Raw genomic sequence first — 19,872 nt, 5'->3', positions numbered from 1 at the left:
CCCTCCCCTCCACCCGTCCAGGCTCCGCCCCGCCATCCACACCCGCCCACCATGGCCTACCGCCCATGGTGCCTTGCAGACTGACCGACTCCCCCATCTCGGGCGTCAACACCGGAATCTGCCGGGCGTTGCCCAGCGCGACGATCCGGTCGAAGGGGGCCCGCCAGGTGTGCATGGCGAGATCGAAGGTGCCGTTGCGATGTCCCATGTCCAGGTTTGACCCGATGCGTTTTCATAGGTTCAGCGGAGACTTTTGGAGTGCTTAGGCGATTCAATGACTTGTGCTATGATTCGCCGGATCATTAGTGCCCACCTGGACTTTCCGGATGGGCACCAATGCAGGTTCTAATAAAAAAATCCGGATGGAGTGCTTCAATTGAGCGGAAAACGAATTTTCATTACGGGTATAGCAGGTTTTTTAGGGAGTCATATTGCGGACAGGTGTCTGGCTGAAGGGTACGGAGTTTCGGGATGTGACAACCTGACGGGTGGCTACCTTGACAATGTTCCGAGTGGCGCTGGGTTTCATCAAATCGACTGCAATGATTTTGCGCCACTGGCCGGTTTGATGAAAGACGTCGATATTGTCTACCATTGCGCTGCCACAGCCTATGAAGGCCTCTCCGTATTCAGCCCACATCTGGTCACCCGGAACGTTGTAACGGCGACCAGTGGAGTTGTTTCCGCTGCAGCGGCCGGAGGAGTCAAGCGCTTCGTTCTCTGTTCGTCCATGGCCAGGTACGGCACAAATGAGGTTCCGTTTACCGAGGATATGGTGCCGGCTCCTCAGGATCCCTACNTACGGCATCGCCAAATGGAGTGCGGAACGGCTGCTTGCCAATATTGCCGAAACCCACGGTATGGAGTGGGTGGTGGCGGTTCCTCACAATATCATCGGGGCTCGGCAGCGGTACGACGATCCTTATCGCAACGTGGCCGCTATTTTCATCAACCTGATGTTGCAAGGACGTCAACCCTATATATACGGGGACGGCAATCAGAGACGCTGCTTCAGTTTTGTCTCCGATGTGGTGGATCCGCTTCTGCGTATGGCCACAGACGACCGCTGTGTCCAGGAGGTTATCAATATCGGTCCCGACGATGAGTTTGTTACCATTAACGAGCTTGCAGCCACTATCGCCCGGCTACTCGATTTTGATCTGAAGCCGAACCGGATCGATGGACGCCCCCAGGAGGTTTACTTTGCTAACTGCTGCGCCGACAAAGCCCGGCGACTACTTGCTTACCAGCCGAAGGTGAAACTCGAAGAGGGATTGGCCGTTATGATCAACTGGATAAAATCTCGCGGACCCCGCCCTTTTTTACACAATGTGGAGTTGGAGATAGACGGGCCGCTCGCGCCGAAGACGTGGTCGAAGAAGATCCTGTGATGCTCGATAACGAAACGGATAGCGGGGGGCTCGCACAAGAGGCCGCCGATCTTTTGGCGGAGGCCACGGCATTGGAGGGAAGGCTGCATCTGCCCGGAGTGCGCGATGACTATCGAGCTCGGCTGGAGCATGTTGTTTTGGTGGGCAACATGGAGGAAAGCCGAGAGGTTGCGTTGCTCCAATGGGTGTTGCTGCGGGCTCAGGCGGCTCGGGCAGAGGATGCGCGCTATGGTGCCGGGCAACTCTCTCGCGGATCTCAGCGGGCGCCCACATTGGAAGATTGCGAAGATGGCTGGCAGCGAGTAGAGCAGATCGCTTGCAATGCAGAAGATGCGGCATTGGAGGCCGCACGTTTTGCCCAGCTACTTAATACGGCCAAAGCGAGAGCGATTGCCCGCAGAGCTGAAGTTGCCGGAAAAGCCGCCAGGAAAATCGTCATAGAGCGGAACCGCGCGTACACTTTCCATGCCGATCCCGGCTTTTCCTTTGGCGAAGGCTGGTACCTGGCTGCTGCGGCACTGTTTGCCGGCGTTCCCATCCAGATCAGACCTGGCGCTGCCCGGGAATTGCAGGCCAAACGATTCCTTTTCGATGCCGGGTTAGAAGGATCCCTTCGCCCATATCGGTCTCGTCCGGCGAGTCCCAAGCATCTGACTCATATCATCGCCGGGGCTTTTCACGCCGACGCGCCAGGAGCACAGTGCACCCTTCGCACAGCGTTCCTCGGAGACGAATCGCCATCGGCTTCCTTAAGATCATGGATCGATGGCAATGTGGGCGGGAATCCAGAGCAGAAAGTACTGCTTTGGGTACGAACGGGTGACCACGATGCCCTGCGCAATACCTGTTTCGATGAGTTGCGTCAGCTTTCTGAACTGGTATTGAATGCCGGGCTCACACCCATCTTTTTCGGCGATGCTGTTCCTCTAGAGCTTGTTCCGACAAGCGGAGTAGACCTGACCCTTTGCTGGAAAGAGCCGCTCTTCCAGGGGCCGGACATGCGCCGAGCTCAACTGCAACTGTTTGAAGAGTTGAGATACCGCCACGGCCTGGTGGGCCAGATTGGCGTTACCACTGCCGGCATGGACGGACCGGCGCTTATGGGATTGCCCACCCTTTATCTCACACAGGAACGCAACGTCCGACTGGGCAAGTGGGTGGGAGCCGTTCCGGGATATCAAGAAGTCGTGCGGGAGCGGGGCTATTTCGAAATCATTCGCACCGCCCTGCATCAGTGGCAGCAGTGACCCCCGGCAGCGGCATCGAAATATGGGGACATAATACCTATTTATTTTTGGAAATAGGTATTATGTCCCCATATTTTTTATTTAGGAACTTATTATGGCCGATCTGCCAATACAAAGGAGAGCCTAAGAATACAATGGGTCGACCGGAGTGCCCACCCACCAGGCCGGCCAATAATTCCCCAAATACAATAGGTTCAACTGTGGTATCCTCGGGCTGAGGCAGACCCATGGATGTTTTACACTGCAGAGATTGAGGCAAGAACAACTCGTGAGGCTGCTTCTCAATAACGGACATATGGTTTTTGCCATTCAAATTGATCGACAGGAGAAAAGCCTGTTTCTCACGTTGATCTGAATTTTCACGGATACCCGATGAAGTTTTTTTCGAGCCAGTTGATGTCTCTCCTTTTCCCGGCACGCGCCCGCCCCAATATCCGGGCGCTGATAAGCTATTCGCTCCTTCTGGTGGCGACCGTGGCGCTCTTTGCCGTCGGCTTTCACCTGATCATGTACCACGTCGAGGGGCAGGAGCACTCCTGGGTCACGGGAGTTTACTGGGCCCTCACGGTCATGACGACTCTCGGCTTCGGCGACATCACCTTCCACAGTGATGTGGGTCGCCTGTTCAGTATCGTGGTTCTGCTGACGGGCGTCGTACTGCTGCTGATCGTGTTGCCATTCGTATTCATCCGCTTCTTCTACGCCCCCTGGATGGAATCCCGCATGCGGTTTCATGCGCCCAGGGCCGTCCCCCCCGGCACCCGAGACCATGTCATCCTGTGCGGCCTGGACAGTCTTGCCACGGCGTTGCGAGCACGGTTGCAACTTCACAACATCCCCCACTTCGTGATCGAACCGGACCCGGTCAAGGCTGCGCAACGACAAATCGACGGTGTTCCGGTGGTTACCGGACGCGTAGAGGATCGGGCAACCTACGAGGCGTTGCAGGTGGAGCACGCGCGGATGGTGGTCGCCAACTGCAGCGACACCATCAACACCAATATCACCCTGACGATCCGGGATCTTTCTCCGCACGTGCCCATCGCAGCGGTGGCGGAACACGAGCGGTCCATCGACCTGCTGGAACTGACCGGCAGCAATCACGTCCTGCCCCTCAAGCTCCAGCTGGGGGAGCACCTTGCCAATCGTGTCAACGCCGGACATCTCCACTGCCACGTGGTCGGACGACTGGGGGATCTTCTGATCGCGGAGTTTCCGGTGCACAACACCCCGCTGGTCGGCCGTCCCTTGAGGGATGTGCAATTGAGGGAGAGCTTCGGCTTGAATGTGGTGGCGGTGTGGGAACGGGGGCGCATGGTCCCGGTTACCCCTGATACCCTCCTGGTCGACGGAAGCTTTCCGGTGGTGATGGGAACGGAAGAACAGATCACCGAACTCGACACGTACCTGGTGATCTACAACACCAATTTCAACCCGGTGCTCGTGGTCGGTGGCGGCAAGGTCGGCTGCGCCACCACCCAGACCCTCCGGAGCCGTGGCGTGACCGTGCATATGATCGAGCGCGAGGAGTCTCTGCGGAATGCCCTTGAAGGGGTCGCCGACAAGCTGTTCATCGGCAACGCGGCTGACCGGGAGCTGCTCATGGGTGCGGGCTTGGCTGATGCCCCCAGTGTGCTGCTCACCACCAATGATGACGCCATGAATATCTACCTGGCGGTGTATTACCGCCGCCTGAATCCGAAACTCCGGGTGATCAGCCGCATCACTCACGAGCGTAACATAGAAGCGATCCACCGGGCCGGTGCCGACTTTGTGCTGAGCTACCCGTCCCTGGGAGCCGAGGCCGTTATGTCGCTGTTGCAGCGTCGAGAGTCCGTGATCCTGGGTGAGGGCTTCGACCTCTTTTATGTCCCCACGCCTGCGCCCCTGGCCGGGCAGTCCCTGGCCAGCAGCCATATCCGGTCGCGGACCGGCCTCAACGTGCTGGCGTTGCGCCTGCCCGATGGCGGAGTCGTCCCGGTGACAGCTTCGACGGTTCTTGAACCGGATTGCGAGTTGGTGATGTTGGGAAGCGAATCACAGCGCCAGAGTTTCACTGAAGAATTCAGATGATGACCAGCCAAAAACCTGGATGGACAGCGCCGCAATAACAGGACTTGAGCCCTTGACCTGTTGTTTGTGTTGGCTGCGACAGTAACTAAGGCATCGGGGGCTTTTACAGTTTGACAATTATGGAAGAAAAGAACGGGAATTCCGGGGTCAGTTTACTCAATACAAAAGGCGACCAATTGGCCGCCTCTACTGTTGCACATAAGCAGAAAAAGGGGGGACAGGCTGCTTGACCGAACAAGGGAGTCGAAGGGGGTCTACCATCAGATTTTGTAGATGGCGGCCCCCCCCCCGATGCGCGACATCTCCAGCCTGCGGCAGGCGGAGGTTGGCGGGAGGAGATAGGACTGCGCGGGGAGGAAAACCGGTCACTCAAGCAACCTGGAAAGCAATTCGACCCCCTGCGGAATCTCGTCCATGGGAACGCCCCCGAAGCCGATCAGCAACTTGTCATGTTCCTTTCTGCCGTCGGCATAAAAATCCGAAAAGGGCAGCAATCTGCAACCATGCTCCCTTGCCCTTTCAACAAACTCCGCTTCCCCTGAAATGCTATCGATCAGTTCCAGAACGATATGAAGGCCCGCACCCTGGCCGATGGCTTTTGCCCTGTCCCCGAAACGACGCTCGATGGCGTGGAGCATCAGGTCGTGTTTCTTCTTATAGAATATCCGCGCACGTCGCAGGTGCTGCTCCCAGTGGCCCCGCTCCATGAAGGCGATCATGGCCCGCTGGATCAGAAGAGGAACGGGAGAAAGGTAGTTCCTGAACTTTTTCCTATAGGCATCGGCCAGCACGGGGGGAAGGACCATGTAGCTCAAACGCAATGCCGGCGAGAGAACCTTGGAGAACGTCCCCTGATAAATGACATGCCCTTGCGGACTCAGCCCCTGCAGCGACGATATGGGCCTGCCGACATAGCGAAGTTCGCTGTCGTAGTCGTCTTCGATGATCAGCCCGCCCCCCTTTTCCGACCAGGAAAGGAGCTTCAGGCGATTGGCCACGGGCATCACGTGGCCGAGGGGCATCTGGTGTGACGGGGTGATGTAGACGACACTGCAGTCGGTTGCCAGCAGTTTATTCGTATCCAGCCCCTCCGGGCCGACGTCTACCGGCGTGATCTTGAATCCGAGGTTGCGGAAAACGTCCCGGGGCAGATGGTAGCCTGGGTTCTCGACGGCGACCGAGTCATGACTTCCCCTAATGAGTTGGGCGACGATTTCCAGGTTTTGCTGCAAGCCTGAACTGACCACGATTTGCTCCGGCCGGCAGAGCACTCCGCGGGAGCGCTCCAGGTACAACTGGATGTTGCAGCGCAATCCCCATTCACCCTGAGGCTCGCTGTACTGAGAATGGTCCTCGGCACTTGCCCGAAGACTCTCCAGGATGCATTTGCGCCACAGAGCCGCCGGGAACGATTCCGGGTCGAGCCTTGCCGGGTGGAAGTCATACCGGTAGTTTTCCGCTAGCTTCGGGTGCAGGTCCAGTTCGGTTTTTTTGCCCTGGGCCGATGTCGTGACGCCCTGTTCGATGTCCGAAACGAAATAGCCGCTGCGCGACCGGCTGTAGAGATACCCCTCCGCGCACAACTCCTGGTAGGCGCCCTCGACCGTATTGCGGCTGACGGCAAGCTCGTTCGCCAGGTCGCGAATCGAAGGCAGCTTGAAATGGGCCGACAGATTCCCCGAAAGGATTTGGTCGCGAATCTGCTCGAAGAGCTGACGGTAAAGCGGGCTGCTGTCCTCGTTGTTCAGTGTAAACATCGTCTCCCCCCGCCGCGACCTCTGAGGACAGAGGGGGGCGAGCGAAAGCGTCCCTCTTCGGGCTGCCCCCCCTTTCCCCTTTCTGCCCCCACGATTTTTTCTATAATTGTACCTTCCCGTAGGGCCAGGCAACAATTATTCTTTCCATACGCGAAAGGGAGAAGGGAACTGCCCCGCCATCACCCATCAGGTGCAGCACCCAGAGCCAGACACCGAACAGAAGGAAGACAGGAGGTCGCAATGGTCCCGGAAAAACTGCTCGAAATTCTCAAAAAAGATGGCGTCGTCGCCATGGCCACCCTCGGCAAAGACGGTCCGCACATGGTCAACACCTGGAACAGCTACATCCAGATCTCACCTGAAGGGCGGTTCCTGATTCCCGCAGGCTACATGCACAAGACGGAAGAAAACATCCGCCACAACCCCGAAGTGCTGATCACCCTGGGGAGCAGCAAGGTGGAAGGGCTCCACGGGGCGGGAGCCGGTTTTCTCATCAAGGGGAAAGCGGCTTTTGTCACCTCCGGCCCCGATTATGACGTCATGAAAAAACGATTCAGCTGGCTGCGGGCAACGCTCTCCGTCACCATCGATTCCGTCACCCAGACCTGGTGAGGTTCTCTCGCAGCATTTCACCCATTGCGGGATTCCCCGCGACAAGGAGTGTATTCATGGCCATCAAGGAAAAGGTTCTGGAGATCATGCGTGAAGAAGGGCAGCCCCTCAACGCTGGAAAGATCGCCGAACTCGGAAGCCTCGACCGCAAGGAGGTCGACAAGGCGATGGCGCAACTGAAAAAGGAGAGCAAAATCGTCTCCCCCAAGCGCTGCTACTGGACGCCGGCGTAAGCAAAGAGTGCGACCGATGCCGATTGGGCGGCCTGGCCTGACCCTGCCGACTGAGGTCAGGAGTAGTCTTTGAGCTTGATGAATTCCGTGTCCAGAACGGTCGCCTCCAGGGCGAGTTTCAACGCCCTGTCGGTGTTGCTGTTTGGGACCGGGGATCCGGATACGCCTAATACTTTCATGGCCATCTCCATGTCTTCTTGAGGTTGTCCCTCTTGTGCGCTCCGGGGATCGCACTGGAGGAACATCGTTAGCGTCGCTCGACCTGCTTCCTCACGAAAGGAGCAATCCAGTTGATCATCAGCGGCACGAGGACCAAAGTCGCGATTAAGGGGCTGTCCTAGACAACTGAAAATTGTCTAGGACAGCAGTATGCGAAAAAGTCGTCTGAGTCAGGCCAAGCAAGAACGGCTCATCGAACACTTTGTTTCGGGCTCTACGGCCCGTACGGCAGCCAATATATGTTTGTAAGTCACTGTGATTTATTGTGGATGTTAAGGCAAGTTGACGGTCAAAGGGTCAACAGGGAAAAACTGATTCGTAAATTTACGAATCATGGCCTTTCGAGCTTATTGCCTTACTTTAAAGGCATAAACTCCCTTTTTGAGAATTCGTGCGATAAACTTGGGGTGGTGGAAAACGTTGTCAAATCGTTGGAAGCAAGAGCCCATCACCCATTGGGAATGACCGACCAGTGCCTGGAAAATTTTTCTTATCTCGATTTAGAAAACCATTTTTGCCCAACATTACTTCGATCGTTGGAATGCGAAAACCTTTCTTCGCTACAAAAAGGCAGCAGGGTTCTTGTAAGGCTGTGCAGCGGAGCCAGTTACGTTAAGCCTGGAAGCGAGGGGTTTGTCACAGAAAAGCTGAATGGGGCGTCAAGAGTTAGATTCTATTCCACTGCTGGACGTTACGGCGCGGATGTACTTTCAATGGAAGTTCCCGATGAAGAACTCCAGGTCTTGACCTTGGAAAACCTTCTGGACCGGCATCAAAGCATCGACGGCATTGCTCAATACTTTTTTTGCGATTCCATGCTGCGGGCCATGAGATCGAATATCGACTCCTCCGTCTATTCCTTTGCTGCGAATACCGGGGTTCAATTCCTGATCGATGAGGGCTTTATAAAAGAAGTTTCCGGTGAACTTATCGGTGTGCCGAGCCGAATTTTTTCCACTTTGGCTCCCAGGCTGGATGAGACCTACAAGGACAGGAACCTGTTCAGTTCACACGACTTGTCATCTCCCCCCTCCGAGAGGAAGCCCCACGTTTTACGTTTAGAGCTAACGACAGGGTGCGATTACAACCGTTGTACGTTCTGCTCTGAATATTCTGAAATGGCACCTGAAAACAAGTCTCTTGACGAGTTCAGGGAACACGTAGACAAGGTCGTTGCCTCGATAGGGTCCGAAAAATCGAGGCTCCAACGGCTGTTCGTCGGCAGCGGAAACTAATTGGGGGTCGACACCGGCCTGCTGCTAGGCGCATTGCACTATGCCGGAGACATCTTCAACCCGCAGAGGGTTTCTCTTTACGGCCGGACCGCCTCGATACTGGAGAAGTCTGTCGACGAACTGAAAGAGCTCAAGGATGCAGGCCTATCCTTGATCTACTGGGGGCTGGAGAGCGGTTCAGATGAAGTATTGCGTTATGTATGTAAGGACTGCACTCGCAATGACATGATTGAGGCTTCAAAGATGTTTGTCGAGGCTGAAATCGAGACCTCCGCCATGTTAATGCCAGGGGTTGGCGGCCTGAGGCTATCAGAAGAGCACGTTGCTGGCACCCTTGAACTGCTAAACAACATTTACCTGAATTACCTGACCCTTCTCTCCATCAATCCTTGTGAGAGTTCGATGTATGCCAGAAACATGAACGCCGAAACAGACAACAGGTCTTTGACCCCTGAGGAGGTGAACGCCCAGGTCTACAAGCTATTAGAAGGTTTGCGCCCCACAGGGCTGCGAATAGGCATGTTTACTGATGAAGTTGATCAGGTGAGCAGCAACACCACGAGATTTAACTACCAGTTCACAGCGTCGAACAAGGAGCTTTTGTTAAGAGATTTCTGGAATCAGTTGCCAGGAGCTTGCTTTTAGGGGGGGGACTCACCCCTTCGGCGCTTATGAATAGAAAAAAGGCGTGGCCCTGATTGGACCACGCCTTTGTATTTGTTGGCTCCCCACTCAAAACTCGAAGGCCAGCTGCGCGGTCACCAGTTCACGCTCCTCCTCCCCTGCCTCGGCGAAGGCGGCCTCGAACTCCCCGTGCAGGAACTCCAGGGAGAGGGAGACGTTCTCCCACGCGCCCCAGGAGGTGCACAGGCCGTACTGCGTCTCCGGCTGCCCGGCGAACTGGTCGCTCCCCTCGTAGCGGGCCGCCACCTCGAGGGTCCCGGAGGGGTACCAGGCGATCTCCAGGTTCCAGGCGGCCGGTTCGTCGCCGGCGCCGTTCCCGTCGGCATCGAGGTCGGCGGCGGCAAAGGCCCCGGTCGCCCCCAGGTACTCGCCGGAGAACTCCAGCTGCCGCCAGGCGGCGACCAGGTAGGCGCTCCAGGCGCCGGTCCGCTCCCCGTAGTCGGCGCCGCCGAGCAGGTCGGCGTCGGTGTCGGCCAGGTCGGACAGGTAGCTGGCGCCCAGTGCGATCCCCTCCAGCGGGGTGACGGCAAGGCTGACGCCCCAGTCGCGGATGTGATCCTCGGCGCCGGCCTTCTCCGCGTCCCCGTTGAAGACAAAGGCGGAAACGGTGAAAAGGTCCCTGCCGTAGCCGGCGAGGAGGGCCGTCTCGCGGGTCTCTCCGAGCTCCAGGGTCAGGGGATCGCTGACGAAGTGGCTGTTATAGACTCCGAAGGGGAGGTACTGGCGCCCGATCCGCCCGGACCAGGGCCCCAGCTCCAGGTTGACCGCCGCCTCGTCCACCTCGAGGTCGGTGGCGTCCTCCTCGAAGAGGAAGATCATGTCGCCGCTGAGGGATTCGGTCAGTTCCAGGCCGAAGCCGAGCTGGGCGGTGGCCAGGACCAGGTCGCTGGCGGCGTCGGAGCCGCCGTCGGCGAAATCGATCCCCTCGGCCGTAGCCTCCACCTCGATGAGACCCGAAAGGGTGATGCGCTCGGTGATCCTGCTCGCCAGCCCGGCGGCCTTCTTCTCGGCCAGGGTGTGGTAGATCTCGGCCTGGGTCGACTCCAGGGCCTGCATCCGACCTTCGAGGGAGTCCCCTTTCGGGTCCTGGGAGGATGCGAAAGCCGGCAGGGAGACGAGAGAAAATGCGAGAACGGCAAAAAGAACATTCAGACGCTGCATGATACGACCTCTTTTAAGGAGAGTAATCTCAGAAGGTTGATTTGCTATGGGACTTATCGGTGTCCGGGGAGAAAATATTTACCCCGGAACTGCGTGAAAATGAAAACTCTTTTCATTTGGTTGACAAAAAAAAGGCCTCTAGTGTTTTCCGCAGGAGCCGCAGCCGTGGCAGCCGCTCCCCTTGGGGAGCTCCTGGTGGCAGCGGGGGCAGTTCTGCCAGTGGGCACCGTCGAGGGCGCAGCGGCAGTTGGGGCACTGGGCGACGTGGGCCGGTTGCACGGTTTTCGCTTTGGCGAACATTTTCAGCACGGGGTCACCTCCTAAAGTACGATCTGGGCGAGGACGCCGCCGACGGTGAAGGCCAGCACCCAGGCGCCGGCCCATATGGCCATGGCCTCTTTCACGCCCCGCTCCTTGAACAGGATCATCAGGGAGGCGATGCAGGGGACGAAGAGGGTGATGACGACGAGGGAGACGACGACCTGCCAGGGCGCCAGGGAAAGCTCGGTCAGGCCGGCGGCGCCGAAGTCGCGGCGCACCATGCCCATGACAAAGGCGGTGGCGGCTTCCTTGGGGAGGGAGAGCCACCCCTCGGTCAGCGGCGCGACGAGATTCTGCCAGGCCTTCAGCCCGCCGGAGATGTGCAGGAGAGAGACGCCGAGGGAGCCGGCGATGAACCAGACGTAGGCCTCCTTCATGAAGAAGAAGGTCCGGACCCCCGTCTTGCGCAGCACGTTGCCGATCCGCGGCAGGCGCATGGGCGGCAGGTCGATGAGCAGAGCCGAACTCTTGCCGGGGATCATCTTGTTCAGCACCGTCCCCAGGATCGCGAGGCAGGCGAAGATGGTCGCCACGTAGGCGAGGGTCAGCTTCATCCCCACCACCGCGAGCATGCCGGCGATGACCCCGATCTGGGCGCTGCAGTGAACGACGAAATTGAGGATCGAGGTGGCGATGGTTCGCTCGCGCTTGGAGCCGAGGATGCGGGTGGTGATGGTGCCGAGCTGGACGCAGCCGAAACCGAGGATCACCGGGATCACCGCCCGGCCGTTGAGGCCGATGGATGTCATCATCCGGTCGACCAGGGTCGCCAGGCGCGGGAGGTAGCCCGAGTCCTCGAGGACCGAGAGGGCCACATAGAAGCCGAGCACCAGGGGCAGCAGCAGGCCGAGAAGGTAGGTCACGGTCATGGTCAGCACCCCGAACTCGCCGATCAGGATCTGCCCGAGGGCCGAGCCCTCCGCCACCCAGCCCCCGGCCAGGCCGCGGATCCAGGGCTCCCAGTAGCCCTGCATGAGGGTCTCTTCGGTCAGGCCGACGACGTCGCCGGCCACCCAGACTCCGATCAACTGATAGCAGCCCCACAGGACCGCCAGCAGGACGGGAATCCCCGTGAGGGGATCGAGGCAGAGACGGCCGATCAGATCGCGCAGGCGGCTCGTTCTCTCGGGACGCGTCACCGCCTGGGCGACGATCTCGTTGGCCCGGTGGCGGCGCAGCAGGTAGACCCGCTCCCGCTCGGCCAGGGGCTCGACGCCGTGGCGCTTTGCCACCGTCCAGTCCCCCTCCAGCACCATCAGGGCCTCGGGTCGGGAGTCGATGCGGTCGAGCAGTTTGTGCACCTCGGCCTCGATCTCGGGATGGGCCTTGCCCGGCCGCGCCAGAGAGATGGCGGAGTAGACCTCGGCCACCCCCTTGCCGTCCACCGCCGTCGTCGGGATAACCGGGACCCCCAGCGCCTCCTGCAGCGCCCCCGCGTCGATCTTGACACCGAGGGCCTCGGCCTCGTCGCAGAAGTTGAGGGCCACCACCGTCGGCAGCCCCATGTCGATGACCTGCAGGGTCAGAAAGAGGTCCCGCTCCAGGTGGGTGGCGTCGACCACGTTGACCACGGTATCGGCCGAGAGGATGACGTCCCGCGCCACCCGCTCCTCGTCGTTGAAAGAGGAAACTCCGTAGACCCCCGGGGTGTCGAAAAGGGCGTCCTCCCCCACCCGGCCGCGGGTGATCTCCACGGTGGTTCCGGGAAAGTTGGAGACGTCGACATACACCCCGCTCCAGGTGCCGAAAAAGATCGACTTTCCCACGTTGGGGTTGCCGACCAGCACGATTTTCTTCTTGTCTTCCACTTCCTGAATGACCGGTGCGCTGCTGCTGTGGCTCATGGCTTAACTCCTGAATAAAACCAGCTGTAAGCGTCAAGCTTAAGGACAGTCGGTTGTGTATTTTGGTTTTACTGAAAGCTGACAGCTTATAGCTTAAAGCTTAAAGCTGCCTTTCAACTGACCTGAACCTGGCGGGCGATCTCGCGGCCAAGGGCGATCTCCTGACCGCCGTAGCGCAGCACGACGGGGCCGAGGGGAAGTTTTGTGTGACAGTGCACCCGGCATCCGGCGGTAATGCCGAAGCGCAGCAGCTGGACGCGCAGGGTTTCATCGGAAATATCGGCGACGGTAGCGGCCTGGCCGCGGCGAAGATCACTCAGACACATGGGGTCCTCCTAGGGTTGATTTTGAAATCCAATGTCAGAATAGTCGAAGCCGGAAGGCCGGGTCAAGGAAAAAATGAAAGTCGTTTTCAATTGCAAGGTGTGGATTCAGTGAAGAAACCGTTCACAGGGGCTTCCGGCTGAGAGCTTGCCCGGCCCCTCAGCCCTCCACCGGGCCCGATGGGTCGGGGCCCGCGTTCAGTTCCACCAGGAATGTGCAGCCGCCTCCGGGGGTCTCCTCCACCCAGGCGGAGCCGCCGTAGGACTGAGCGATCTTGCGCACTGTGGCGAGGCCGACCCCGGTGCCCGGGACACGCTCCTGGCCCGCCCCACGCCGGAAAACCTCGAAGACCTTTTCCCGCTCCGAAGGGGGAAGGCCCGGGCCGTGGTCGCGGACGTGGATCAGGACCGTGTCGCCCCGGTCCTCTCCGCCGACCTCGATGCCCCCCCCCCCGGTTCCCGCGTAGCGCAGGGCGTTGCCGACCAGGTTGCGGAACACCTGGGCCAGGAGGCTGCGGGGCACGTGCAGGAGCGGCAACTGGGCGAGGCTGACGACAACGCCCGTCTCTTCCCCCTTGGCACCGAACTCCCGGAGGACCTCCTCCAGCACCGCTTCCGGGGAGACGGGCTCTGGGGGGATTTCCATGTGGCCGATCCGCGCCAGGTTCAGGAGGTCTTCGATGAGGGTCAGCATCCGGTGCCCCTGGTTCTGGATCTCCCTCAGCAGCTCGCGGGCCTCCTCGTCCAGGCTCTCCCCCCGATCCCCCTCGAGGTACTCGGCATAGCCGATGATGGGGGTCAGGGGGCTGCGCAGGTCGTGGGAGACGGTGTAGACGAAGGCCTCCAGTTCCCGGTTGGCGGCACGCAGTTTCTCCTCGGCCAGTTTCTGGGGGGTGATGTCCTTGGAGATGTGCAGCACCTGCTTCACCTTGCCCGAGGGGCCCCGGATGGGAGCGGTTGAGACCTCCACGTGCCTCCGGCGGCCCTCCTTGTCGAGGTGGACGTGCTCGGCCCGGGCATAGTCCCCCTCTGCCACGGTCTCTCTCAAAGGGCAGTGGTGGTCCGGGGCCGCGCAAGGCTCATTCAGGGCGTGGGTGACGGCGTAGCAGGTTTTGCCCAGCACCTCCCCTTCGCTGAGTCCGTACTCCTCGAGAAAGACCCGGTTGACCCCGAGGATGCGGAAGGTCTCCACGTCGATGATCGACAGGGCGTCGCTCATGCTGTCCAGAACGGTCCTGGAAAACTCGTTGGCCCGGCGCAGCCTCTCCTCCGCCTCCCGGCCTTTCTGCAGGCTCCGCCACTCGCGCAGGGCCCGCTCCACGGTATGGGGCAGGTCGCCGATGGCGCCCGCGCTCTTGACCACGTAGTCGAGGGCACCGGCCTTGATCACCTCCACCGCGGTCTGTTCGTCCCCCTCCCCGGTGAGGACCACCACGCCGAAATCAAAACCTTCGGGGTCGGCCGGAAGGAGTTCGGTCCCCAGGCCGTCGGGCAGGTTCATGTCGATCAGGGCGAGGTCGGGCTTGTCCCTGCTCAGCAAGGCGCGGGCCTCGGCGAGGGTGCCGGCCACGCTCATCCGCCAGTCGCCGCCCCGGGACTCCAGCGCCTCGCGGATGAGGGCCAGGTGGGTCGGCGAGTCCTCGACCACGAGCAGGTGTATGGATTGTCCCTCGTCCATGTCGCCCCTTCCTCTTCGCATCCCCTTTATTAAAGCATAGAACCAGAGGCCCTGCGACACAAGCCCCCGGCCGAAGAGATACTTCCGGCTCGACCGGCGGCCATCGATGGGCTATCATTGGTTTCATGAAATGGCTGATCCTCCTGACCTACCTCGCCGTGCTCGCCGCCCGCCACGGCCTGCGCTGGCTCAACCTGCGGCACCTGGCGCGGCACGGCGCCACCGTCCCCGAGGGCTTCGAGGACGCGGTCCGGCCCGAGGACCTGCAGAAGACCTCCGCCTACACCCTGGCGCGCAGCCGCCTCGGCCTGCTCCAGGGGCTGCTCGGCTCAGCCCTGCTGGTTCTTTTCCTGTTCGGCGGCCTGCTCCCCCACTACGACCGATGGGCCGCGTCGAGCGGCGGGTTCGTCCTCTCCGGCACCCTCTTCCTGCTCGGCCTGCTCCTGATCCAGACCGCCCTCGACATCCCCTTCAGCCTGTACGGGACCTTTTGCATCGAGGCCCGCTTCGGGTTCAACACCACCACCTGGAGACTGTGGCTCTCCGACCTGCTCAAGTCGACCCTCCTCTCCCTGCTGCTGGCCGGCCTGCTCGCGGCCGGGGCCCTGGCCCTCGTCTCGGCCAGCCCGGACCGGTGGTGGCTCTGGGTGTGGGCCCTGTTCGCCGCCGTCACCCTGTTCCTTCTCTACCTCTCCCCGGTCCTCATCGAGCCGCTCTTCTTCAGGTTCGAGCCGGTCCGCAGGGAGGGCCTGGAGGAGGAGATCCGCCGCCTGATGGGACGGGCGGGGCTGAAGGTGAGCAAGGTCCTGCAGGTCGACGCCTCGCGCCGCAGCCGCCACTCCAACGCCTACTTCACCGGCATCGGCCGGGTCAAGCGCATCGTCCTCTTCGACACCCTGCTGGAGCAGATGGAGCCCCCCGAGACCCTGGCCATCCTCGCCCACGAGGTGGGGCATTGGAAGAAAGGGCACATCTGGAAGCGCCTGCTGGCCACCGAGGCGCTCTTTCTGGCCGGCTGCTACGTCGCCTTTCGCCTGCTGCACTGGCCGGGACTGCCGGAGCTGCTCGGCCTCGAGCAGGCCTCCTTCTGCGCGCGCCTTGTGCTCGTGGCCTTCCTCGGCTCCCTGGCCGCCTTCCCCCTGGCACCCCTGAGCAGCTGGCTCTCCAGGCGCGCCGAATGGCAGGCCGACCGCTATGCCGCCGAGCTGACCGGAGAGCCGGAGCACCTGGCATCGGCCCTCGTCCGGCTCTCCCGGGAGAACCTGGCCAACCTGCACCCCCACCCCCTCTACGCCCGCGTCTACTACTCCCATCCGCCGATCGTGGAGCGGGTTCGGGCGCTGCGCCGGCGGAACACGTCCAAGGAGACAGGCCGATGAACGAAGACGCCATGTCCATTCCCCTCTCCCGCCGGGCCCGGGAGGTGACACCCTTCCTGGCCATGGAGGTGATGGAGCGGGCCCAGGCCCTGCAGGCCGAGGTACGGGAGATCATCTACCTGTGCCTGGGGGAGCCCGACTTCCCGACCCCCCGGCCGATCGTGGAAGCGGCGGCCGCCGCCATGAAGGGAGGAGAAACGACCTACACCCACTCCCTGGGGCGCCTCGACCTGCGCCGGGAGATCGCCGCCCACTACCGGCGGCGCTACGAGGTGGAGATCGACCCCGAGCAGATCGTCGTCTCCTCCGGGACCAGCCCCCTGATGCTCCTCCTCTTCGCCGCCCTGCTCGAGGAGGGGGACGAGGTGATCCTCCCCGACCCCTGCTACGCCTGCTACCCTGACGTCGTCCGCTTCGCCGGCGGTCGGCCCGTCCTGCTGGCCACCCGGCAGGAAGACGGCTTCCAGCCCCGGGCCGACGACGTGCGCCGGGCCCTCTCCCCCCGCACCCGGGCCCTGCTGGTCAACTCCCCCTCCAACCCGGCCGGGTCGGTCCTGGCCCCGGCCCGCCTGAAGGAACTGGCCGAGCTGCCGGTGCCCATCGTCTCCGACGAGATCTACCACGGCCTGACCTACGCGGGGGAGGAACGCAGCATCCTGGAGTTCACGGAAAACGCCTTCGTCCTCGGGGGATTCTCCAAGGCCTACGCCATGACCGGTTGGCGCCTCGGCTACCTGGTCGCCCCGCGCTCGTGCGTGCGGACCCTGCAGACCCTGCACCAGAACTTCATGATCAGCGCCAACAGCTTCGTGCAGGTCGCCGGAATCGCCGCCCTGCGCCGTTGCCGGCCCGACGTGGAACGCATGGGCCGGGCCTACGACGAGCGCCGCCGCCACCTGCTGCAGCGCCTTCCGGAACTGGGTCTGAGGGCCGCCGGGACCCCCTCGGGGGCCTTCTACGTCCTGGCCGACGCCCGGCACATCAACCCCGACTCCCGCGCCCTGGCCCTGGAGATCCTCGAGACCACCGGCGTGGCCCTCACGCCGGGGATCGACTTCGGCCCCGGGGCAGAGGGCTACCTGCGCCTCTCCTACGCCAACTCCCTCGAGAACATCGACCGGGCCCTCGACCGCCTCGCCGCCCTGTTCCGGGAACGGGGCTGGGCGTAGAGAGGCGGAGACGATTCCAAACGTCAGGAGCCCCGGTCTTTCGACCGGGGCTCCTGAGTGTCGTACGATCATTCGAAGGGCTCAAGGCCGGGGGCTGCCCCCTTCCCTTCGGCGCATTCTCTTCAGCCCCCCCCCTGCGGCTCCTGCCCGGTGGCCGGAGCGTCTTCCATCTCCACCCAGAAGGTGCAGCCGCCGCCGGGGGTCTCCTCGAGCCAGGCCCGCCCCCCGTAGCAGCGGGCGATCTTCTGAATCGTGGCCAGCCCGACCCCGGTCCCCTGGACCTTCTTCCCCTCCGTCCCCCGGAAAAAGACCTCGAAGACCCGCTCGCGCTCTCCTGCGGGGATGCCCGGGCCGTGGTCCCGCACGAAAAAGCGCACCATCGCCCCCGTCCGCTCCCCCCCCACTTCGAGCGAGGCGCCCTCCGCCCCCGCGTAGCGGACCGCGTTGCCGATCAGGTTGTCGAACACCTGGGCCAGCAGGGTCTTCGGCACCCTCAGGCCGGGCAGGGAATGTCTCTCGACGGCGACGCCGGCCTCGGCAAGGAGGCTCCCCATGCCGACCAGGACCTCCGCCACCACCGCGCCAAGGTCGACCGGTTCGGCCGGCCGCTGCACGTGTCCCACCTTGGCCAGGACCAGAAGGTCCTCCATCAGCGCCAGCATCCTGCGGCCCTGGTTCTCGATCTCGGCCAGGCAGTCGAGGGACTGCTCGTCCAGGCGGTCCCGGCAGGTCTCCTGAAGGACCTCGGCATAGCCGATGATCGGCGTCAAGGGGGTGCGCAGGTCGTGGGAGACGGTGTAGACGAAGGCGTCCAGCTCCCGGTTCGCCTCGACCAACGCCTCTTCGGCCCGCTTGCGTTCTGTGAAATCCTCGAAGGTGCCGAGGACCCCGACCACCCGCCCTTCGCCGTCATGCAGGGGGACCTTGCTCGTGTCGAGCCAGGCCTGCTTGCCGCTCGCCTGAAGCTGCGGCTCGATGATATGCAGCTCCGGCGCGTCCGACTCCATCACCCGGCGGTCGCACTCCCGGAAAAAATCGGCTTCCTCCCGCCTCCAGGGGAGGTCGTAGTCGGTCTTGCCGACCAGGTCCTGAGGCGCCTCCACCCCCGCGGCCCGGGCGAAGTTGCGGTTGCCGCCGAGATAGACCGAGTCGCGGTCTTTCCAGAAGACGCGCTGGGGGATGTAGTCGAGGACCAACTGCAGCATCTGCTTCGACTCCCGGATCTGGTCCTGGACCCGCTTGGACTCGGTGATGTCCTGCACCAGGCCGACGTAATAGAGGGGCAACCCGTCGGCGCCCGGCACCGCGGCCACCGAGACGTGGCCCCACACGGTGCTGCCGTCCCTGCGCAAAAAGCTCTTCTGGTAATCGATCGCCCGGCTTTGGCCGCTGCCGAGAACCCGGTAGTTTTCCGCGGTTTTTTCCTGATCGTCGGGATGGGTGATGTCCGGGACCCGGAGGGACAGCAGATCCTCCCGGGAATAACCGATGAAACGGCAAAAGGCCTCGTTCGCCTCCAGAAACCGGCCCTCGGTTGAGAGGGTGACCATCCCCGCGGCAGCGTTGTTGAAGACGGTGCGAAACCTCTCCTCGCTGAGCCGAAGCGCCTCCTCGGTCTCCTTGCGCTCGGTGATGTCCTGCACGTTGGCGGCAAAGTAACTCAGGGCCCCGTCCGTGCCGAACACCCCCGCCACCGTGGCACGGCCCCAGGTTACCGAGCCGTCCTTGCACAGATAGCGCTTCTCATAGTCGACGACCCGGCGGCGGTCCGCCCGGATCTCGTCGTAGAGGCGCCGCGTCTCCTCCCGGTCGTCGGGGTGGGTCACCTCGAGAATATTCTTTTCCAGCGCCTCGGGCTCACTGTAGCCGGAGAGACGGCAAAAGGTCGGGTTGACCCGCAGCGCCCTCCCCTCCGGGCTGATGATGGCCATGCCGGAGGCGGCCGACTCGAAGAAGGAGCGAAACCTCTCCTCGCTCTGCCGCAACGCCTCCTCGGCCCGCCTGCGCTCGGTGACCTGGGTCCATTCGCGCAGGGCCCTCTCGACGACGTGGGGCATCTCGGCCAGGGAGGCGGGGGTCTTGACGACGTAATCGAGGGCTCCGGCCTTGATCGCCTCCACGGCCACCCCCTCGTCGCCGTGGCCGGTCATGATCACGACGGGAAAGGCGCCCTCCTCCCCCTCCGGGGGAAGAAGCTCGGTGCCCTGGCCGTCGGGCAGGCACAGATCGACGATCGCCAGGTCGGGCGTGAACCCGCCCAGGACGGAGCGGGCTTCGGCCAGGCTGCGGGCGACCCGCACCGCCACCCGGCCCCCGGGAGATTCCAGGGCCTGGGACAGCAGGGCGGCATGAGTTTCCGAATCCTCAACCAGGAGAACCTGAACCGTTCTCCCCATCAACACATCCTGCGGGGCAAAAACATCTCTTTCCCCTCCCATTTCATCACCAATACAATCCCCTCTCCATCATATTTCCAGAGAGAAACACTTGAAATTGGGGCAATATAATAAATTTTCCCACGAAAGGGAACCCTTTTCCGCTTCCCC

16 protein-coding genes and 4 pseudogenes are annotated in these 19,872 nt (G+C 61.7%); 11 read left to right on the top strand and 9 right to left on the bottom strand.

The features are described 5' to 3' along the window. Window positions 1-76: 76 nt before the first annotated feature. Window positions 77-196, bottom strand: a pseudogene (locus C0617_RS17210) (hydrolase); the annotation flags it as partial. A gap of 171 nt (window positions 197-367) precedes the next feature. Here C0617_RS17210 and C0617_RS14800 point away from each other — a divergent pair. The 4 genes and pseudogenes from C0617_RS14800 to C0617_RS14785 form a co-directional block, all read left to right on the top strand. Beyond that, a pseudogene (locus C0617_RS14800) lies at window positions 368-799 on the top strand (NAD-dependent epimerase/dehydratase family protein); the annotation flags it as partial. Window position 800: 1 nt separating this feature from the next. Beyond that, a partial coding sequence (locus C0617_RS14795) for an NAD-dependent epimerase/dehydratase family protein (RefSeq protein WP_291317810.1) occupies window positions 801-1,391 on the top strand: 591 nt, incomplete at its 5' end. Next, window positions 1,391-2,638 carry a hypothetical protein gene (locus tag C0617_RS14790; RefSeq protein WP_291317809.1) on the top strand — a complete coding sequence of 416 codons (1,248 nt, stop codon included), beginning with the start codon at window positions 1,391-1,393 and terminating at the stop codon, window positions 2,636-2,638. The genes C0617_RS14795 and C0617_RS14790, both read left to right, overlap by 1 nt. A gap of 372 nt (window positions 2,639-3,010) precedes the next feature. Further along, window positions 3,011-4,711, top strand: a complete 1,701-nt coding sequence (locus tag C0617_RS14785; protein WP_291317808.1) for a potassium channel family protein — start codon at window positions 3,011-3,013, stop codon at window positions 4,709-4,711. Between the two features lie 365 nt (window positions 4,712-5,076). Here C0617_RS14785 and C0617_RS14780 read toward each other — a convergent pair whose 3' ends face one another. After that, window positions 5,077-6,468, bottom strand: a complete 1,392-nt coding sequence (locus tag C0617_RS14780) for a PLP-dependent aminotransferase family protein (protein ID WP_291317807.1) — start codon at window positions 6,466-6,468, stop codon at window positions 5,077-5,079. Between the two features lie 240 nt (window positions 6,469-6,708). Between C0617_RS14780 and C0617_RS14775 the strand changes: the two genes are divergently transcribed. After that, entirely contained in the window at window positions 6,709-7,080 is a 372-nt protein-coding gene (locus C0617_RS14775; protein ID WP_291317806.1) for a pyridoxamine 5'-phosphate oxidase family protein, read from the top strand. A 56-nt stretch (window positions 7,081-7,136) separates the two neighbouring features. Continuing rightward, entirely contained in the window at window positions 7,137-7,313 is a 177-nt protein-coding gene (locus tag C0617_RS14770; protein ID WP_291317805.1) for a MarR family transcriptional regulator, read from the top strand. Window positions 7,314-7,375: 62 nt separating this feature from the next. Here C0617_RS14770 and C0617_RS14765 read toward each other — a convergent pair. Then, window positions 7,376-7,492: pseudogene (locus tag C0617_RS14765) on the bottom strand (NAD(P)H-dependent oxidoreductase); the annotation flags it as partial. A 190-nt stretch (window positions 7,493-7,682) separates the two neighbouring features. Between C0617_RS14765 and C0617_RS14760 the strand changes: the two are divergent. The 3 genes and pseudogenes from C0617_RS14760 to C0617_RS14750 form a co-directional block, all read left to right on the top strand. Continuing rightward, a pseudogene (locus C0617_RS14760) lies at window positions 7,683-7,772 on the top strand (IS1595 family transposase); the annotation flags it as partial. 29 nt (window positions 7,773-7,801) lie between these two features. Continuing rightward, window positions 7,802-8,767 (top strand): hypothetical protein, encoded by a 966-nt coding sequence (locus tag C0617_RS14755; RefSeq protein WP_291317803.1) that lies wholly within the window; start codon window positions 7,802-7,804, stop codon window positions 8,765-8,767. Beyond that, window positions 8,768-9,412, top strand: a complete 645-nt coding sequence (locus tag C0617_RS14750; RefSeq protein ID WP_291317802.1) for a radical SAM protein — start codon at window positions 8,768-8,770, stop codon at window positions 9,410-9,412. An 87-nt stretch (window positions 9,413-9,499) separates the two neighbouring features. Here C0617_RS14750 and C0617_RS14745 read toward each other — a convergent pair whose 3' ends face one another. The 5 genes from C0617_RS14745 to C0617_RS14725 all read right to left on the bottom strand — a co-directional run bounded on the left by C0617_RS14745 (window position 9,500) and on the right by C0617_RS14725 (window position 14,778). After that, on the bottom strand, window positions 9,500-10,612 hold the full coding sequence (locus tag C0617_RS14745) for an LbtU family siderophore porin (protein ID WP_291317801.1): 1,113 nt from the start codon (window positions 10,610-10,612) through the stop codon (window positions 9,500-9,502). A 138-nt stretch (window positions 10,613-10,750) separates the two neighbouring features. After that, complete coding sequence (locus C0617_RS14740; protein ID WP_291317800.1) at window positions 10,751-10,921, bottom strand: hypothetical protein; 171 nt, start codon at window positions 10,919-10,921, stop codon at window positions 10,751-10,753. A gap of 11 nt (window positions 10,922-10,932) precedes the next feature. Beyond that, entirely contained in the window at window positions 10,933-12,777 is a 1,845-nt protein-coding gene (gene feoB, locus C0617_RS14735) for a ferrous iron transport protein B (protein ID WP_291317799.1), read from the bottom strand. A 113-nt stretch (window positions 12,778-12,890) separates the two neighbouring features. Then, entirely contained in the window at window positions 12,891-13,103 is a 213-nt protein-coding gene (locus C0617_RS14730; RefSeq protein ID WP_291317798.1) for a ferrous iron transport protein A, read from the bottom strand. A gap of 157 nt (window positions 13,104-13,260) precedes the next feature. Next, on the bottom strand, window positions 13,261-14,778 hold the full coding sequence (locus C0617_RS14725) for an ATP-binding protein (RefSeq protein ID WP_291317797.1): 1,518 nt from the start codon (window positions 14,776-14,778) through the stop codon (window positions 13,261-13,263). Between the two features lie 125 nt (window positions 14,779-14,903). Between C0617_RS14725 and C0617_RS14720 the strand changes: the two genes are divergently transcribed. Both C0617_RS14720 and C0617_RS14715 read left to right on the top strand, forming a co-directional pair. After that, window positions 14,904-16,157 carry a M48 family metallopeptidase gene (locus C0617_RS14720; protein ID WP_291317796.1) on the top strand — a complete coding sequence of 418 codons (1,254 nt, stop codon included), beginning with the start codon at window positions 14,904-14,906 and terminating at the stop codon, window positions 16,155-16,157. Beyond that, window positions 16,154-17,326, top strand: coding sequence for a pyridoxal phosphate-dependent aminotransferase (locus C0617_RS14715; protein ID WP_291317795.1), 1,173 nt, complete (start codon window positions 16,154-16,156; stop codon window positions 17,324-17,326). Before C0617_RS14720 ends, C0617_RS14715 begins: the two co-directional genes overlap by 4 nt. A 122-nt stretch (window positions 17,327-17,448) precedes the next feature. On the opposite strand, the gene C0617_RS14710 is transcribed toward C0617_RS14715, so the two are convergent. Then, complete coding sequence (locus C0617_RS14710) at window positions 17,449-19,722, bottom strand: PAS domain S-box protein (protein ID WP_291317794.1); 2,274 nt, start codon at window positions 19,720-19,722, stop codon at window positions 17,449-17,451. Window positions 19,723-19,872 lie beyond the last annotated feature (150 nt).

It is taken from the genome of Desulfuromonas sp., assembly GCF_002868845.1.
In the GTDB taxonomy this organism is placed as follows: domain Bacteria; phylum Desulfobacterota; class Desulfuromonadia; order Desulfuromonadales; family BM501; genus BM501.
The sequence above is the reverse complement of the archived record's forward strand: the minus strand, read 5'-3'. Positions and strand labels throughout refer to the sequence as shown.

Coding starts and splice junctions, on each gene's coding strand:
- C0617_RS14780 (WP_291317807.1), bottom strand. CDS start 6,468: ATGTTTACACTGAACAACGAGGACAGCAGCCCGCTTTACCGTCAGCTC.
- C0617_RS14790 (WP_291317809.1), top strand. CDS start 1,391: ATGCTCGATAACGAAACGGATAGCGGGGGGCTCGCACAAGAGGCCGCC.
- C0617_RS14745 (WP_291317801.1), bottom strand. CDS start 10,612: ATGCAGCGTCTGAATGTTCTTTTTGCCGTTCTCGCATTTTCTCTCGTC.
- C0617_RS14710 (WP_291317794.1), bottom strand. CDS start 19,722: ATGGGGAGAACGGTTCAGGTTCTCCTGGTTGAGGATTCGGAAACTCAT.
- C0617_RS14775 (WP_291317806.1), top strand. CDS start 6,709: ATGGTCCCGGAAAAACTGCTCGAAATTCTCAAAAAAGATGGCGTCGTC.
- C0617_RS14715 (WP_291317795.1), top strand. CDS start 16,154: ATGAACGAAGACGCCATGTCCATTCCCCTCTCCCGCCGGGCCCGGGAG.
- feoB (WP_291317799.1), bottom strand. CDS start 12,777: ATGAGCCACAGCAGCAGCGCACCGGTCATTCAGGAAGTGGAAGACAAG.
- C0617_RS14755 (WP_291317803.1), top strand. CDS start 7,802: ATGTTAAGGCAAGTTGACGGTCAAAGGGTCAACAGGGAAAAACTGATT.
- C0617_RS14730 (WP_291317798.1), bottom strand. CDS start 13,103: ATGTGTCTGAGTGATCTTCGCCGCGGCCAGGCCGCTACCGTCGCCGAT.
- C0617_RS14770 (WP_291317805.1), top strand. CDS start 7,137: ATGGCCATCAAGGAAAAGGTTCTGGAGATCATGCGTGAAGAAGGGCAG.
- C0617_RS14720 (WP_291317796.1), top strand. CDS start 14,904: ATGAAATGGCTGATCCTCCTGACCTACCTCGCCGTGCTCGCCGCCCGC.
- C0617_RS14785 (WP_291317808.1), top strand. CDS start 3,011: ATGAAGTTTTTTTCGAGCCAGTTGATGTCTCTCCTTTTCCCGGCACGC.
- C0617_RS14725 (WP_291317797.1), bottom strand. CDS start 14,778: ATGGACGAGGGACAATCCATACACCTGCTCGTGGTCGAGGACTCGCCG.